Origin of the sequence: Candidatus Brocadia sinica JPN1 (genome assembly GCF_000949635.1) — a bacterium.
Lineage (GTDB): Bacteria > Planctomycetota > Brocadiia > Brocadiales > Brocadiaceae > Brocadia > Brocadia sinica.
Window position 1 is genome coordinate 1,324,045 of sequence record NZ_BAFN01000001.1, and the last position, 15,896, is coordinate 1,339,940.

Consider the following 15,896-nt stretch of genomic DNA (forward strand, 5'->3'; position numbering starts at 1 on the left):
ACGGTGATTTCATGCAGAAGAAAGAATTAAAACAGATGGAAAATGTTCTTTTGAACAGAAAAGAAGTATTGTTGCGGGAACTTGAAGAACGGGTCGAGAAATATCGAGACACCAATAGCGGAAAGATGACAGATATTGCAGAAATCGCATCAAGCTCTTCAACCGATGAGTTGGAGATTACCGTTGCGGAAGAAGACGCACGGGAGCTGAAACAAATAGAAGATGCCCTGGCACGGATTCGGGCGGGTCATTATGGAGTTTGTGAACAGTGCGGCCAAATGATAAAAAAGGCGAGACTGAAGGCTATCCCGTTTGCCACTTTGTGTGTAAGCTGCAAGGAGGAAGAAGAAAGGGAGTATGACGAGAAAGCTACGCAGATGCGATATGATGCCGAGGATATAATTGACAAACCGGAACACGGAGAGACAGACGAAATAGACCGCAGATACCTGGGAAAAAAGATCATAGAACTCGAACGCGATGATAACAGAAACTAGCGCATCATTCCATACACTGGTTGGAACTTTCCTAAGCACATGCAAAAAATACGCCTGGAAAACCGCCATTATAGATCAAAACGGGGCACTCACGTATAACGACCTCCGCCGGGAAGCTATAAAGTGTGCGGCACGACTCTTATCAGGGAAAGCCGGAAGGAACGTCGGAATACTTCTTCCCAACGGGAGGGAATTTGTAACCGCATTCTACGGCATCCTCATGACGGGGAAAACGCCCGTCCCATTAAATTACCTGCTTTCACCAGCGCAATTGCTTTATGTAATCCAGGATGCAGGTATCAACACCATCTTCACCAACAACCTGTTTGCCCCACTGCTGGGGAATCAGATAAAACAGATTCTTCCCGGAGAAGATGAACAGTCTCCCGCATCGTTTGATGAAAGGGATATTAGGCAGGGAGATGCGGATGAACAGGCAGCCTTGCTCTATACTTCCGGCACTAATGCCAACCCGAAAGGGGTAATGTTGACACACGGGAATTTTCTGAGCAACCTGGATGGATGTATACACGCCTTCCATTTTACCGAGAAAGACGTATTGTTAGGCGTTCTTCCCCTGTTTCATACCTATGCATTGACCACAACCCTGATCCTGCCAATCTGCATCGGCGCAACAATCGTCTACCTCCCACGGTTTTCAGGGCCAAAGGTCCTGGAAATGATTGAAAAATTTAAAGTCACGGCCTTGTTTGCCATTCCATCCATGTACCGGGCGCTTTTGCGAACTGCTGAATCAACCAATCACGACCTAAGCACATTAAAGCTCTGTACGTCAGGGGGAGAACCCCTGCCGGGAGACGTTTTGGAGGCATTTAATAAAATATTTCCGGTACCATTGACCGAAGGCTACGGACTAACCGAAGCCACGGCAATCGTTTCTGTAAATCTTCCTGAAAAGTGCAAACCAGGCAGCATCGGCCCTCCGTTGAGCAACCTCGAAGTGAAGATCGTAAACGATAACGGCCAGAAGCAGCCTGTAAATAAAGAGGGCGAGATATGGGTAAAGGGGCCAAATGTGATGAGGGGGTACTACAAACTGCCACGGGAGACGGCGGAGACCACTACTACAGACGGCTGGCTGAAGACAGGGGATTACGGCAAACTGGACGAGGAAGGATTCCTTTGGATTACGGGCAGAAAAAAGGAGTTGCTTATTATCAGCGGGGAAAACGTGTCTCCCAATGAGATTGAACACGTCATCAGCAGTTATAAGAAGGTTTTTGAGGTAGCCGTTGTTGGGGTGCCTGACAAAGTTCGCGGTGAGGCTCCCAAGGCATTTATTGCGCTGCATGAGAACGTAACATGCAGCGAGGAAGAAATTAAGGACTACTGTATGCAGCGATTGCCACATTACAAGATACCTAAATATTTTGAATTCCGCAAGGAGTTGCCACACGGCCCCACCGGCAAGGTCTTAAAAAGGGCATTGAAATAACGCATTTCAGATTGAACAAAGCGTGAATCTGAAAGTATAACCTCTCTCTAAAACACATGCATGCTGAATGATTTTCTTCATATTTTCACCACCTTTATGACAAATAACCGGTGAAAGACTTCCCCTTTCTCCTGTTAGATAAATTTTACCATCTTTTAAAATGTTAAATGGAAAAGGTATATTTTTCCATACCGGTCAGCGTAATTTAAAGAGTAACTGATGATACGCAGTATAAGTCCCAAAAATTTTGATTGGTTCATGTTCCCCATAATATGTCTCATTTTGACCGTGGGGATATTTTTTATCTGGAGTGCATCATCCGAGAAGTTCGTATTCAAACAGCTCGTTTGGGTACTGATGGGATTTACCATTTTCTTTACCCTCCTTTATTTTGACTATCTCTCATTCGCCCACTACGCTTATATTATCTACGCCTGTGTCCTTTTCCTCTTATTACTCTTGCTAGTCCTTGGAGGTTCCGTGAAAGGCTCACAGAGGTGGTTTTCCATCGGTTCCTTTTCAATTCAGCCTTCGGAGTTCATGAAAATCACCCTGGTTCTCACCCTCGCAAGATTTCTCAGGTACAAGAAATACGGTCTCGGACTATTTGATATCGGAATTTCCCTCCTTTTAACCTTCATACCCATGGCGTTTATTATAAAGCAGCCGGATTTGGGCACAGCGCTGGTCATGGTTCCTATTTTACTTTCTATTCTCTATACTGCAGGTATCCGGCTCTCTCACCTCCTGATGTTCATCTGCACCGGGCTAGCCGTCTCACCTTTACTCTGGATGTTTCTGTTAAAGCCGTATCAGAAAATGAGGATCATAGGATTTCTCTGGCCTGAGAAAACCAATGATTGGGGCGCAGGCTATCACAGGCTCCAGTCCCTTATTGCCATCGGTTCCGGTGGTTTTTTTGGAGCCGGATGGGGAAATGGCACACAGAACCAAATGAAATTCCTGCCGGAACGGCATACAGATTTTATCTTTGCCGTTATTGCCGAAGAGTGGGGGTTTTTACGGACGTGTTTTGTCCTGTTTCTTTATATTGTTTTCATTACCTGCGGCATTGGTATTGCCAGGAGCACACGCGAGCCCTGCGGTCGACTTATTGTCGTAGGACTGGTTACCATGTTTGCGACTCAAATCGTAGTCAATATCTGCATGACTTTGGGAATAGCCCCCATTGTAGGAATCACGCTTCCCTTTATCAGTTACGGAGGTTCTTCCATGCTCACTTCATTTATCGCCCTTTCTATTATCTTTAATATTAAAATGCGTTCGAAGATAGACCTTGCTTCTCAGTATCTCCACGAAATACGGTAATAAAAAATGAATTTTGTTGCGTTAAAAATGCTTGTTGGAAATCGCGCCAAATACCTTGGCATTATTGTCGGACTGACCTTCGCTTCACTGCTTATTACCCAGCAGTCAGCCGTCTTCGTGGGGCTGATGACGCGGACGTTCGGCTTCCTGACGGACACGGCGCTTCCTGACATCTGGGTAATGGATCCGAAAGTGCAGTATATTGACGATCTCAAACCGCTAAAAGAAACGGAATCGCTTCGCGTTCGCAGCGTGCAAGGGGTTGCGTGGGCCGTGCCTTTGTACAAAGGGTTGCTGAAGGCGAGGCTGCCAAACGGAACCTTTCAGACATGCAACGTCATTGGTCTTGACGACGAGACGTTAATTGGAGGCCCCCCGAAATTGTTACAGGGGCAACTGGCCGACCTCCGCCGCAGTGACGCCGTAATCGTCGATAGTGTTGGCGCCACAGGTAAGCTGGCCAGGGTTATGCCAGACGGCAGGCGCGTGCCCATGAAAATAGGTGACACCATGGAACTCAATGATCATCGTGCCGTTGTCGTTGGAATTTGTGAAGTACAGCGAACGTTCCAGTCACAGCCGGTCGTTTACACAACTTTCTCGCGGGCAACGACTTTTTCACCGCGCGAGCGCAAACAGATGTCTTTTGTGCTGGTAAAAGCGAAACCGGGTCAGAATCTTCAGGCGTTGTGCCAGCGCATTCGCCAGACAACGGGTTTGGCTGCCTATACGAAGGACGAATTCAAAAAGCTTACTATCAGGTATTACAGGAAATACACGGGCATTCCTATCAATTTCGGGACTACGGTGGTGCTGGGCTTTATCGTTGGTGTTGCCATTGCAGGACAGACGTTTTACAACTTCACCCTTGATAATCTCCGTTATTTCGGAACGCTCAAGGCAATGGGCGCTTCGGATTTTCTGTTGTTGCGAATGATCTTGCTTCAGGCGGCAATGGTCGGAAGCATCGGATACGGACTCGGAGTCGGCGCCGCCTCGGTGTTCGGCATGCTGTCCGGCCGCACGGAACTTTCCTTCCAGCTGCCATGGCAGCTCCTGCTCTTCAGTGCGCTTGCCATCATGCTGATCTGTGCCATCTCTGCTGCCCTCAGCATGTGGAAGGTAGTGCGACTGGAGCCTGCAATTGTTTTTAAGAGCTAGCAGGCGAAAAAAATGGTTCAAGCCGCTTAAACGGCTTAAGCCGTTTAAACAGCTTAAACCGTGTATCCAGGATGGGAACTGAAACTTATTGTAATAATAAATCATAGAGAAAGTACCTGTTCATTATGTCAAATACGGATAACATTGCGGTGCTTTGCCGGGGTGTAACCAAAACGTATGGGAGCGGGGGTACCCGGGTCCGAGCCTTGAGTGGCGTAGATCTGGAGGTGCGTACGGGAGAACTGCTGATGCTCGTTGGCCCGTCCGGCAGCGGTAAGACAACACTGATTTCTGTCATCGCCGGCGTCCTGGACCGGGATGGCGGAGAATGTCTGGTATTTGGCCATGATTTCCAGCGTATGACCCATTATGAAAAGACGCAATATCGCGGACGAAACATTGGATTCGTTTTCCAGATGTTCAATTTGATTCCTACCCTGACGGCGGCTGAAAACGTAGCGGTTCCTCTGATCATCAATGGCACCAGACGGCGAGAGGCAATAGGCAGGGCGCGTGATATCCTCTGCCGTGTGGGTCTCAGCGATCGTACAAACTCACTCCCCTCGGAACTTTCAGGCGGACAGCAGCAGCGAGTCGCCATTGCACGGGCAATGTTACACAACCCGAAGCTCATTGTATGCGACGAACCCACCAGTGCGCTTGACCATGAGACTGGCCACAGGGTCATGGAACTGTTGCGCGAGGTGGCGGTTGGTATTGACCGTGCATTTGTTGTCGTTACCCACGATGCCCGTATTTTTGAATTCGCTGACCGCATAGCCAAAATGGATGACGGTCAGATCATTAGCGTGACAAATTCTCAGCGTAATTCGTCAGATCAAAAAAAGGAATCAGGAGAAGCCCATTATTAGAAAATACCTCCTCCCTGTCCTGGCGGCCTTAGGTGTTGGGTTTGCCGTGTTAACCGTCATTAAAGGCAGTAGATCCGTTCCACCGTCTCCACCTGTTGTGGATCCGAGTGCGCCGCCCTTCGGGTCATCTGTGGCCGGAGCTGGTATTGTGGAGGCAAACACGGAAAACATTGCTATCGGCACGCTCATTCCTGGTGTTGTCTCTGAAATTTACGTTTCCGTGGGCGGCAGGGTCAATGCCCGTGATCCTTTATTTAAGATCGACGACCGTGATCTGAAGGCCCAGCTGGCGATACGACAGACGGCGCTAAGAGTGGCAAAGGCAAAAGTCAGCGTGGAAAAGGCACAATTGGATGATTTGAAAGACCAATTGGCCAAGGCTGAAATCTTGTCTTACAAAAAGGTTATCAGCGTCGATGAACTGGACAGGCGCCGTTATGCGGTGCAAACCGCTGAGGCGAAACTGGCACAGGCAAGAGCAGAGGTCGCTTCTGCCAAAGCACAAGTGAATGAAACAGAAACCAATCTTGACCGGGTGATTGTACGGGCGCCATGCAATGGCAAGATCCTGCAGTCTAAAATCCATCCTGGGGAGTTTGCCCCTGCGGGCATCACCCAAACGCCGCTCATGCTCTTTGGTAGCACAGAACCCCTGAACGTGCGTGTTGATGTGGATGAAAATGACGCATGGCGCGTGTATCCGGATGCTCCGGCAGTGGCCTTTCTGCGCGGCAACCGGGAAATTAAAACGCCCCTAAAATTCGTGCGTTTCGAGCCGTATGTTGTTCCCAAAAAGTCGCTTACCGGCGACAGCACTGAGCGCGTTGACACGCGTGTGTTGCAGGTCATTTACCGCGTTGAACACAACGATCTGCCGATTTTTGCCGGTCAACAGATGGATGTATTCATCGAGGCGGCTGATCAGATTACACCATAAATTTCAAAACGAAACAACGCTTGCTTAATATCAGATTTCATATTATCATTAAAACATGAATGCCTTAAAACTGTTCATAACAGGAAATATACTACCCCTGGTGGAAATGCCCGGACAATATATCGGTGGGGAGTGGAACTCCGTTGTGAAGAATCATGACGATATTGATATAAAAATCGCATTGGCATTTCCCGATACCTATAGTATCGGTATGTCTCATCTTGGTATCCAGATTCTTTACGGGTTGCTCAACGAACGAACGGACACTGCTTGTGAAAGGGTATTTGCCCCTCTGGATGACATGGAATCACTTCTCAGGAAACAGAAGATTCCTCTCTTTTCCCTCGAAACCTGTACCCCTTTGAAAGAATTCGACATAATAGGTTTCTCTCTTCAGTATGAATTATCGTATACCAATGTCCTGAATATGCTGGATCTCTCAGGGATTCCTGTCATGGCATCTGAACGCAATGAAACAGACCCGCTTATTATTGCCGGGGGGCCTGCAGCCATTTCTCCCGAGCCATTGGCAGATTTTATTGATATCTTTCTTGTTGGAGACGGAGAGGAGTGCCTGCCACAATTCATTGAATTATTTAAGGACATGAAGCAGAGAAAACTCCCTCGCAAAGAAAAGATTGTTTCCATAGCACAAACCATGAGGAACTCCTATGCGCCATCTTTCTATGAAGTCTCTTATCATAAGAATAATACGGTAAAAGCTATATATCCAGGAATATCTGGTCTGCCGTCGCTCATCCGGTCGGCATCGGTAAAGGATCTCAACAAGACCTATTTTCCAACCAGGCCGATTGTGCCGTATGTAAAAACGATTCATGACCGCATTACTATTGAGGTCATGCGTGGATGCACACAGGGGTGCAGATTTTGCCAGGCCGGCATGAGTAAACGGCCTACCCGACCCCGTACTGTAGAAAACATTTTACACCTTGCGGAAAGCTGCTATACCAATACCGGACATAACGAAATATCCCTTGCATCACTTTCTATTAGTGACTATCCCTTTTTAAAACAATTAATGGACCGGATGAACCGCATCTTCCGTCCCCGCTATGTAAACATCTCTTTTCCGTCTTTACGGATAAATGAACAACTTGTCTTTTTGCCTTCCATGCTCAATACCGTTCGCAAGTCAGGACTCACCCTTGCGCCCGAGGCGGCAACGCAAACGCTGAGAAAGATTATTAATAAAAATATCACCGATGAAGATCTCTATACAGGCATCGGGGAGGCGTTTAAACAAGGCTGGAATCTGGTGAAACTCTACTTTATGGTTGGTCTCCCTACAGAGACAGACGACGACATCGATGCCATTGCAAGGCTTGCCTATAACGTCTCCGACTTGAAAAAGAATATGAGTGGTTCTTTCGGGCAGGTGAATATCAGCATAGCGCCCTTTGTGCCCAAGGCGCATACTCCCTTCCAATGGCACCCCATGGTTACCCTCCAGCGGATAAAAGAGATCAGAAACAGATTATTTGACCGGGTTCGGCGAAAATGTATTCATATCAAGTTTCACAATGCAGAACGCAGTATTTTAGAAGGGATATTTGCCCGCGGAGACCGAAGGTTGGGAAAGGTTCTTTATCAGGCATGGAGGGATGGATGCAAATTTGATGCATGGGAAGAACATTTCCATTTTCAAAAGTGGATGGATGCGTTTCAAAAGGCTGGGATTGATTGGAACTTTTATGTCCACCGCCAAAGAAACGACGATGAGGTCTTCCCTTGGGACCACATCAGCTGTGGTGTTGTAAAGCCATTCCTTATGCAGGAAAGGCAGAAATCTTTCGATGAGAAAATTACAGCCGATTGCCGCCTGGATACATGTCCGGAATGTGGAAGCTGCGCGCGTTCCAGGAATTTTTGCACAGTTTAGGCTATGCTTCGTTGAATTTGGTTAACTTTAGCAAAGTATTTTTATTAATCCGGTTAGGAAAGATGAATTATGGTACATGTTTTTCTCGGTCTTGGCTCAAATGTGGGAGACAGGGCAAGGAATCTGTTCTCCGCTCACGACCATATTATCACCACGAAGGGGATACAGCCTTTAAGGCTTTCCCGCTTTTATGAAACAGCGCCCATAGGCGGACCATCCCAGCCGATGTTTTTGAATGCCGTTCTCAGCATGGAGACTGTACTGTCTCCTCATCAATTACTCGATCGGTTCCAAAGCATCGAAACCGCCATGGGCAGAATCCGTTCGGTAAAATGGGGGCCCAGGAATATAGATATTGATATCCTGCTCTATGGCGATGAAATTGTTGATGACCAACAACTGAAAATACCTCATCCCCTGATGCATACACGGTTATTTGTCCTGGAACCATTTGTTGAAATCGCTCCCGGCGTCGTTCATCCCGTTTTCAAAAAAACTATTCTTCAGTTATATAAGGAACGCCAGGCCTCATTATTGGTTACAACATAACAGCATGTTCTCAAGACTCGACAACTACATATTGAAGGCCTTTATTCCGACATTCTTCATGTGCCTCCTCATTATCTCAGGAATATACATTGTTGTTGACCTGCTTCAAAAACTGGGTGAATTTGTGGAGATGGGAGGAGATGCCCTCGCCACAGGGACACGTTACTATATGTATCTCTTTCCCGTAATTGTCTTTCAATTTTTTCCTGCCATCATTTTGGTAGCGGTAAGTATTGTCCTTGTGCGGCTCTGTAAAAATCGGGAGATCCTGGCTATGCAGGTCGCCGGCATCTCACTTTACAGGATATTACTCCCTATCTTTGTTGTTACCGTATTTATGTCCTTTGCTTCCTTTGGTGACCAGGAATGGCTTATACCAAAATTTGCAGAGAAGTTAGAAACCTTACGGCAAAACTCGTTCAGTGATAATATCCAGCGAAATCTTCTTTTAGATGATAAGGAAAATAATGCCTTAATTCGTATCTGGAAATATAACAACAAAACGCAAAACATGCAGTCTGTATTTATCCTTGCTCGATATGAAAACAAAAAAAAGAAATTTACCATCAGCGCCGATGAAGGCAGGTGGCTGGGAGATAATACATGGCTGCTTACCAAGGTAGTAAAACATATTTATAATGAACGGGGAAAGTGGGTTGCACCCATACAACAAATTGATAGTATGGAATTTGAGTCTGCGATAACACCCGCGGATATTGGTAAAATAAAGCTGGACCCCAGTTTATTAAATTTTGAGCAATTAAAGGAACTCTGTAAAAACGAACCTGATAATCCGAGAAACAGGGTATTGTTTCATTCCAGGATTGCCTATACCCTTACGCACTTTGTGTTACTCCTGCTCGGTATACCACTTGTGGTAGGGTTTGAAAGATTAAGCAGAAATTTATTTTTGCGTGTTGGTCTGTGTGTCCTGATCTGTGGTATTTTTTATGCCATGTCTTTTGTCTGTTCCAACCTCGGCAACACGGGAATGATCCATCCCATATTGGCAGCGTGGTTACCCATAGTTATTTTTGGAACTGTCGGGTTGTTATTTTTTGATATGATGCATATGTAGTATAGGCGATAGAGACGGGCGGCCGTTCGCCCTCGCAAGAGCAGTATTTTCGGATATGGCAATGGGGGAGTGTACTATGGCCATAGGTGAATACATCCATGCCTTTTTAGACCTTTTTTATCCCCGATCCTGTTTGCATTGCAACTGCAATTTAAATAATTCGTATGAACTGTATCTTTGTGAGCATTGTAAAAGAAAAATCCCCTATATTAGTCATTCTTGTTGCATCCGATGCGGAGCTATCCTGGGACCCCATATCACGCCCAGGGCAAAAGAAGGTTGTGCGGCATGCAAAGGAAAATATCTCCCCTTTAACACCATTACCTCTGTTACTTATTACGACGACGCTATGAAAACATTAATCCATAAGTTTAAATACGCCAGGCAAAAATTCTTAGCCAGTGTGTTGAGCGATATTCTGATAACCCACGAAAGATTGAAAGAGGTCGTTCCGGATACTGATGTCATCGTGCCCGTGCCTCTTCATTGGTTAAAACAAATGCTTCGGGGTTTCAACCAGTCCGAGCTTTTGTCGCAGGGAATTCAGAGACATTTTTCAAAACCCGTGGCAATAAACAATCTCTGTCGTATTAAAAACACAGCGTCACAGACCCAACTTTCAAAAAATCAACGACAGAGAAATATCCACAATGCGTTTTTTATTAACCATCCTGGGTCGTTTAAGGGGAAAAAGGTGTTGCTCGTAGATGATGTATTAACCACCGGAGTAACCGCATCTGAGTGTTCAAAAAAACTAAAAGAAGCAGGCGCCGTTGCTGTTCATTTACTTATCCTGGCAACGGCGAGGCATCCTGAATAGATAATACAATCTTAATTTCCTTGACTGACAATTTTTAAAGAAGTACAATTATGCGTTTGAATGTATTAAGAGACTTTCACCTTTTCACGAAAGGATTCTCCCTTGGACAACATCACAATTGTTGCAAGGCATTTAAATATAACAGAAGCTATTAAAAATTATGCCCTGCAAAAAGCGAATAAAATAAAAAAGTTTTTTGAGCGGATTCTGCAGATACAGATTACCCTGGATATTGGTGGGGACAATGGTCATATTGTCGAAATGATTGTTTCAGTTTCGAAGGGACCTACGCTTGTTGCAGAGGTATCGAATCCCGATATGTATCGGGCAATTGATCTCGTGGTGGATAAGATCGAGGCCCAGCTGAAAAAGCACAAGGGTAAAATCCAATCCAGAATTGTCCGGAGAAAAAAACCTGCGATTACTGAAACGGAAGGTTTTGAAGGTATACCAGAAACAGAATGAAAAATAATTCGATCGGGAGGAGTTTTCTAGCATGAAATTAACTGATTTTATTGTGGAAGGCGCTATTATCACGGAAATAAAGGCCGCGGAAAAAGAGGCTGTAATTCGGGAGATGGTTTGCTCCCTTAAGGATGCAGAAAAAATCAATGCCAGGGATGTTGAAAATATCATTAAATCTCTCATGAAAAGGGAGGAATTGGGGAGCACCGGCATAGGGAAGGGCGTCGCTGTTCCTCATACAAAACATGATTCCGTAAAAAAGATTATGGGGACGATTGCGCGGTCAATGCAAGGCGTTGACTTTAATGCGCTGGACGGTGAACCAGTCCATCTCTTCTTTCTCCTGCTTTCCCCAAATGATTCTGCCGGGTCACATCTTGCTGCATTAGAAAGGATATCTACCGTTATAAGGGATAATGATTTCCGCCGATTTATGCGCGAGGCTAATGGCAAAGAGGGTATGATTGAAATATTGCACGAGGTCGATGGGATTCAGATTTAGTTACTCCTGGTAATAACACAACATGGATATTTACGTTAAAAATTCCACATTATTAGAGCGAAAAGTAAAAATCTCGAATTCTAACGGGATGCACGCGCGACCTGCCACCAAATTCTCGGAAATTGCAAATAAATATACTTCAGAAATCCGTATTAGAACAAAGAGTAAAGAGGTCGATGGCAAAAGCATTATTGAACTTTTAACCCTTGGCGCGGAGAACGGCACAGAAATAATCATTAGCGCAAAAGGACCTGATGCAGCAGAGGCGCTGGATGCCCTGGAGGGATTGGTTAAAAGCAAATTTGAAGAAGAATTTATGGAAATCAGAAAAGGGATCGCAGTCTCTCCGGGTGTAATTATCCGTGAGGCCTTCATGTTTGAAAGTGAAGGATACCGCATTCCCCGCCATATTATACGAAAAGAAGAGGTCGAGGGTGAAGTATACAGGCTCGAAAAGGCCATCGAAGATTCAAAAAAGGAAATACATGATTTAGAGCAGAAGGTTTCTGAAAATTTAGGTTCTGAAATCGGGTCGATCTTTGGCACCCACCGAATGGTATTACAGGATGTCCGTTTAAAAAATGAAATTATTGAAAAAATAAAGAAAACCAACTTTACACCGGAATTTGCCGTATCGCTTGCCTTGCGTGTATACATCAGAAAATTTCAGGACGTTCATGACTCTTATCTGGCAGAAAGAGTGACGGACATCTTTGATATTGAGCGGCGACTTTTAAGAAATTTGTTAGGAGAAAAGAGAGAGGAACTAAAGAATCTTGCTGAAGAAGTGGTATTGGTGGCACACGACCTTACCCCTTCTCAAACTGCTTCGCTCGACACGGAAAAAGTCAAGGGATTTGCCACTGACGTAGGCGGAAGGACCTCTCATACTGCTATCGTTGCCCGCGCCTTAGGCATACCAGCTGTTGTCGGGCTTGGCACTATCACCACAGACGTCTTTGGGGGTGATACGGTAATTGTAGACGGTAATAGTGGCATTGTTATTGTCAGGCCAGACGCAGAAACCCTGGCAACATACCAAAGCAAGGTCAAGAGCATACATGTCTTTGAAGAAAAATTAGCCACTGAGCTTAAGGATCAACCTTCAACCACGCGGGATGGCAAGCATATTTCCATTTTCGGCAATATCGAATTCCCAAAAGAAACCGGTCTGAACGTAAAATATGGCGCCGAGGGAATAGGCCTTTATAGGACGGAATTTCTCTATTTAGGCGCATCCAGTCCTCCAACAGAAGAGGAGCATCTCGAGGCATACACTGCTGTCGTGCGAGAATTAAAGGATAAGCCTGTTATCATTCGAACACTCGATCTTGGCGCCGACAAATTCGATTATTTGGATGACCGGAAGGAAGGAAACCCTTTCCTGGGATGTCGTTCCATACGTTATTGCTTCGAAAATCCATCCATATTTAAGATACAACTGAGAGCCATTTTAAGGGCTTCTGTGCTGGGTAATGTGAAAATATTATTTCCCCTCATTTCTTCTCTCCAGGAGTTGCGGCGCGCAAAGCAAATAGTTTGGGAAACTATGGAAGAATTAGATAAGGAAAATATCCCCTTTAATAAAAACATTGATATGGGAATTATGCTCGAAGTCCCTTCCTCTGTCATTATTGCAGATACCTTAGCAAAGGAATGTGATTTCTTCAGTATCGGCACCAATGACCTTATCCAATACTCTTTGGCTGTCGATAGAAATAATGAACGGGTGGCGTATCTGTATTGCCCCGTGCATCCTGCCATCTTGAGACTTTTAAAACTTGCAATAACGGCAGCAGAAGAGAATAACATCCCGGTTGGAATATGCGGGCAAATGGGAAGTGAGATTGAATATACCGCTCCCCTTATCGGGTTGGGACTTACCGAGTTTAGTGTAGCCCCAGCAACGATTATACCGGAAATAAAAAAAATTGTCCGTTCGATTACTTTTGAAAAAGCAAAAGAGATAGCAGAAACGGCTTATCACTTTGACGACCCTGAAAAAACCATTAATTATCTCAGAAATATTGCTATTGACATATTGCCGGAGATTTTTGAGGGACAAAAATATCCTTGACAGCAAGAAACGGCATGATTAGAATTTTACATAAGTAGTTTGAATTATTAGAGTTGAACTTTTTTTGAACGGCTGATTAATTATAGCAAAGATACGTATTCGATTTCATAAATTAGGCGATATTCGCTTTATTTCTCATCACGATTTGATGAAGGTCTTTGAACGGGCTATTAGAAGGGCTAACATACCTATCGCGATGTCCAAGGGTTTTAACCCTCACCCGAAATTGTCTATCCCCATAGCATTGAGTGTTGGAATAGCCGGCAAAGATGAAGTTTTGGAACTAGAATTGCCTGAATCGATGCCTCCTGAGATTTTGGCCGAGCGTTTAGGTCGGCAGCTGCCAAAGGGTATTCATATTCTTTCAGGGGAGGCTATGCCATGTTCCCCAAGGAGTTCGGTTTGTGATGTATTGTATGAGGTTGTTTTTAAAGATCCGGGCCTTCCCACGACGGAAAGGATTAGCGAATTTTTACAACAATCGTCGATTATTGTAAACCGCACAAAGGATGGATATTCAAAACCTTTTGATATTCGACCTTCTATTCAGGAAATCACGGTAACGCCCAACGGGTTAATTTTGTCGATAAAAATGGAATCAGAAGGCATGGCAAGACCAGAAGAGGTAATCCATTCCTTATGTGGAAACGAGAAAAAAGGGCTCTTTGAAATTACGAGGATAAAGGTCAACCTGTCTTCTTCTGCCTAGCAAAGGGAAATAATCATGGATAAGAGGATGCTTATTAATGCAGTTGAACCTGAAGAATGCCGCATTGCCATCTTAGAAAATAATATTCTGGAAGAACTTTACATTGAAAGGAGTTCACGGGAACAAATTGCAGGCAATATTTACAAGGGAAGGGTTGTTAATATTGAACCCAGTATTGAAGCGGCTTTTGTTGATATCGGACTCAAAAAAAATGGATTTCTCCATGCATCGGACATTTTGATTCCCACCGAGAACGGGAGCCATGCATCAGATGCTGATACCCATGCCAGACCCCATCGGGAATTCCGTAAGATAAGGGATATTTTGCATCAGGGACAAGAAGTGCTGGTTCAGGTGACAAAGGAAAGTATCGGCACAAAGGGTCCTAGTCTGACAACGTATATCAGTCTGCCGGGAAGGTATCTGGTCTTGATGCCGGATGTGCCCCGCCACGGAGTTTCCAGAAAAATTGCGAGTGAAGAGGAACGGCAAAGGTTAAAAAAAATACTTGAGGGATTGAATCCTCCCGCTAATGTCGGTTTCATCATACGAACGGCAGGGGCGCAGCAGACCAAAAAAGAGATCCACAAGGACTTTCATTATCTGTTAAAACTATGGAAAAACATTGAAAAACGATCAAAAAGCGTCAGTACCCCGGCAACTATTTATCAGGAAAGTGATCTGGTAATTCGGGCTATCAGAGACATATTTTCACCTGACATACAGGAAATCATCGTAGACACGGAAGCCGTATATGAAAGAACACGTGATTTCCTTCGCATGATTATGCCCAAATATGAAAGACATTTGACCCTTTACAGTGAGGATAAGCCATTATTTCATAAATATAATATTGAAAAAGAGATTGAGGAGATAAACTGTAAAAAAATCCGCTTGCCTCGCGGGGGCTCAATCGTGATTGAACAGACTGAGGCGCTTGTTGCAATTGATGTCAATAGCGGCAAATTTAAAGAAGAAAGCGACCCGGAGGAAACGGCCTTTAAAACCAATCTCAAAGCTGCAAGGGAAATTGCGCGTCAGATACGATTAAGGGACCTGGGCGGTGTAATTGTAATTGACTTTATTGACATGAGGACGGAATCGCACAATCATGCTATTGAAAAGGTTGTTGCAGAAGCCCTGAAAAGGGACAAGGCGCGAACAAAGATGCTGAAGATGTCAAAATTTGGCACCATTGAACTTACCCGTCAAAGGATCCGGTCGAGTCTGCGGGATGTCCTTTTTGAGGAATGTAAGCTTTGCGGCGGCACCGGCTATGCCAAAACAGTTGAAAGCCTTTGTTTAAATGCCATGAGAGCCCTGAAGTTTGCTATCCATTCGCCTCAGATTGCCAGAATTGAAATCATTGCGAACCATGAGGTCGCAAATTATTTGCAAAATCAAAAAAGGAAGCAAATGATAGAAATCGAAGAGTCCTATAATAAAAAGATACATATTTTTAGCACAACGAATCACGAATACGGTAAAATAGATATTCGTTACTTCAATCAGAAAGATGAACTTGTTACCATATAATTTTTTAA

At 44.8% G+C, this 15,896-nt stretch carries 15 protein-coding genes; all 15 read left to right on the top strand.

Annotated features, from left to right (window positions below; genetic code table 11):
- Positions 1 to 11: 11 nt before the first annotated feature.
- The 15 genes from BROSI_RS05955 to BROSI_RS06025 all read left to right on the top strand — a co-directional run bounded on the left by BROSI_RS05955 (position 12) and on the right by BROSI_RS06025 (position 15,888).
- Positions 12 to 497, top strand: a complete 486-nt coding sequence (locus BROSI_RS05955) for a TraR/DksA family transcriptional regulator (RefSeq protein ID WP_052562840.1) — start codon at positions 12 to 14, stop codon at positions 495 to 497.
- Positions 481 to 1,953, top strand: coding sequence for a class I adenylate-forming enzyme family protein (locus BROSI_RS05960; RefSeq protein WP_052562841.1), 1,473 nt, complete (start codon positions 481 to 483; stop codon positions 1,951 to 1,953). Before BROSI_RS05955 ends, BROSI_RS05960 begins: the two co-directional genes overlap by 17 nt.
- 219 nt (positions 1,954 to 2,172) lie before the next feature.
- Positions 2,173 to 3,282 carry a rod shape-determining protein RodA gene (rodA, locus tag BROSI_RS05965; protein WP_052562842.1) on the top strand — a complete coding sequence of 370 codons (1,110 nt, stop codon included), beginning with the start codon at positions 2,173 to 2,175 and terminating at the stop codon, positions 3,280 to 3,282.
- A gap of 6 nt (positions 3,283 to 3,288) precedes the next feature.
- Positions 3,289 to 4,443: an ABC transporter permease gene (locus tag BROSI_RS05970; protein ID WP_052562843.1), complete on the top strand. Its 1,155-nt coding sequence runs from the start codon at positions 3,289 to 3,291 to the stop codon at positions 4,441 to 4,443.
- A 125-nt stretch (positions 4,444 to 4,568) separates the two neighbouring features.
- Positions 4,569 to 5,315: an ABC transporter ATP-binding protein gene (locus BROSI_RS05975; protein ID WP_052562844.1), complete on the top strand. Its 747-nt coding sequence runs from the start codon at positions 4,569 to 4,571 to the stop codon at positions 5,313 to 5,315.
- Positions 5,316 to 5,463: 148 nt separating this feature from the next.
- Entirely contained in the window at positions 5,464 to 6,252 is a 789-nt protein-coding gene (locus tag BROSI_RS05980) for an HlyD family secretion protein (protein WP_230400651.1), read from the top strand.
- Positions 6,253 to 6,307: 55 nt separating this feature from the next.
- Complete coding sequence (locus BROSI_RS05985; RefSeq protein ID WP_052562846.1) at positions 6,308 to 8,152, top strand: TIGR03960 family B12-binding radical SAM protein; 1,845 nt, start codon at positions 6,308 to 6,310, stop codon at positions 8,150 to 8,152.
- 69 nt (positions 8,153 to 8,221) lie between these two features.
- Positions 8,222 to 8,701 carry a 2-amino-4-hydroxy-6-hydroxymethyldihydropteridine diphosphokinase gene (folK, locus tag BROSI_RS05990; RefSeq protein ID WP_052562847.1) on the top strand — a complete coding sequence of 160 codons (480 nt, stop codon included), beginning with the start codon at positions 8,222 to 8,224 and terminating at the stop codon, positions 8,699 to 8,701.
- Between the two features lie 4 nt (positions 8,702 to 8,705).
- On the top strand, positions 8,706 to 9,779 hold the full coding sequence (locus BROSI_RS05995) for an LptF/LptG family permease (RefSeq protein WP_052562848.1): 1,074 nt from the start codon (positions 8,706 to 8,708) through the stop codon (positions 9,777 to 9,779).
- A gap of 76 nt (positions 9,780 to 9,855) precedes the next feature.
- Positions 9,856 to 10,599 (top strand): ComF family protein, encoded by a 744-nt coding sequence (locus tag BROSI_RS06000; RefSeq protein WP_052562849.1) that lies wholly within the window; start codon positions 9,856 to 9,858, stop codon positions 10,597 to 10,599.
- A gap of 102 nt (positions 10,600 to 10,701) precedes the next feature.
- A complete protein-coding gene (hpf, locus tag BROSI_RS06005) occupies positions 10,702 to 11,064 on the top strand; it encodes a ribosome hibernation-promoting factor, HPF/YfiA family (protein ID WP_052562850.1) in 363 nt (120 codons plus the stop codon).
- A gap of 31 nt (positions 11,065 to 11,095) precedes the next feature.
- Positions 11,096 to 11,566, top strand: coding sequence for a PTS sugar transporter subunit IIA (locus tag BROSI_RS06010; RefSeq protein WP_052562851.1), 471 nt, complete (start codon positions 11,096 to 11,098; stop codon positions 11,564 to 11,566).
- Between the two features lie 22 nt (positions 11,567 to 11,588).
- Positions 11,589 to 13,643 (top strand): phosphoenolpyruvate--protein phosphotransferase, encoded by a 2,055-nt coding sequence (gene ptsP / locus BROSI_RS06015; protein WP_052562852.1) that lies wholly within the window; start codon positions 11,589 to 11,591, stop codon positions 13,641 to 13,643.
- A gap of 97 nt (positions 13,644 to 13,740) precedes the next feature.
- The gene (locus BROSI_RS06020; RefSeq protein ID WP_261338895.1) at positions 13,741 to 14,352 is read left to right on the top strand and encodes a TIGR03936 family radical SAM-associated protein; all 612 of its coding nucleotides are present in this window, start codon (positions 13,741 to 13,743) and stop codon (positions 14,350 to 14,352) included.
- 15 nt (positions 14,353 to 14,367) lie between these two features.
- Entirely contained in the window at positions 14,368 to 15,888 is a 1,521-nt protein-coding gene (locus BROSI_RS06025) for an Rne/Rng family ribonuclease (RefSeq protein ID WP_052562854.1), read from the top strand.
- Positions 15,889 to 15,896: the final 8 nt, after the last annotated feature.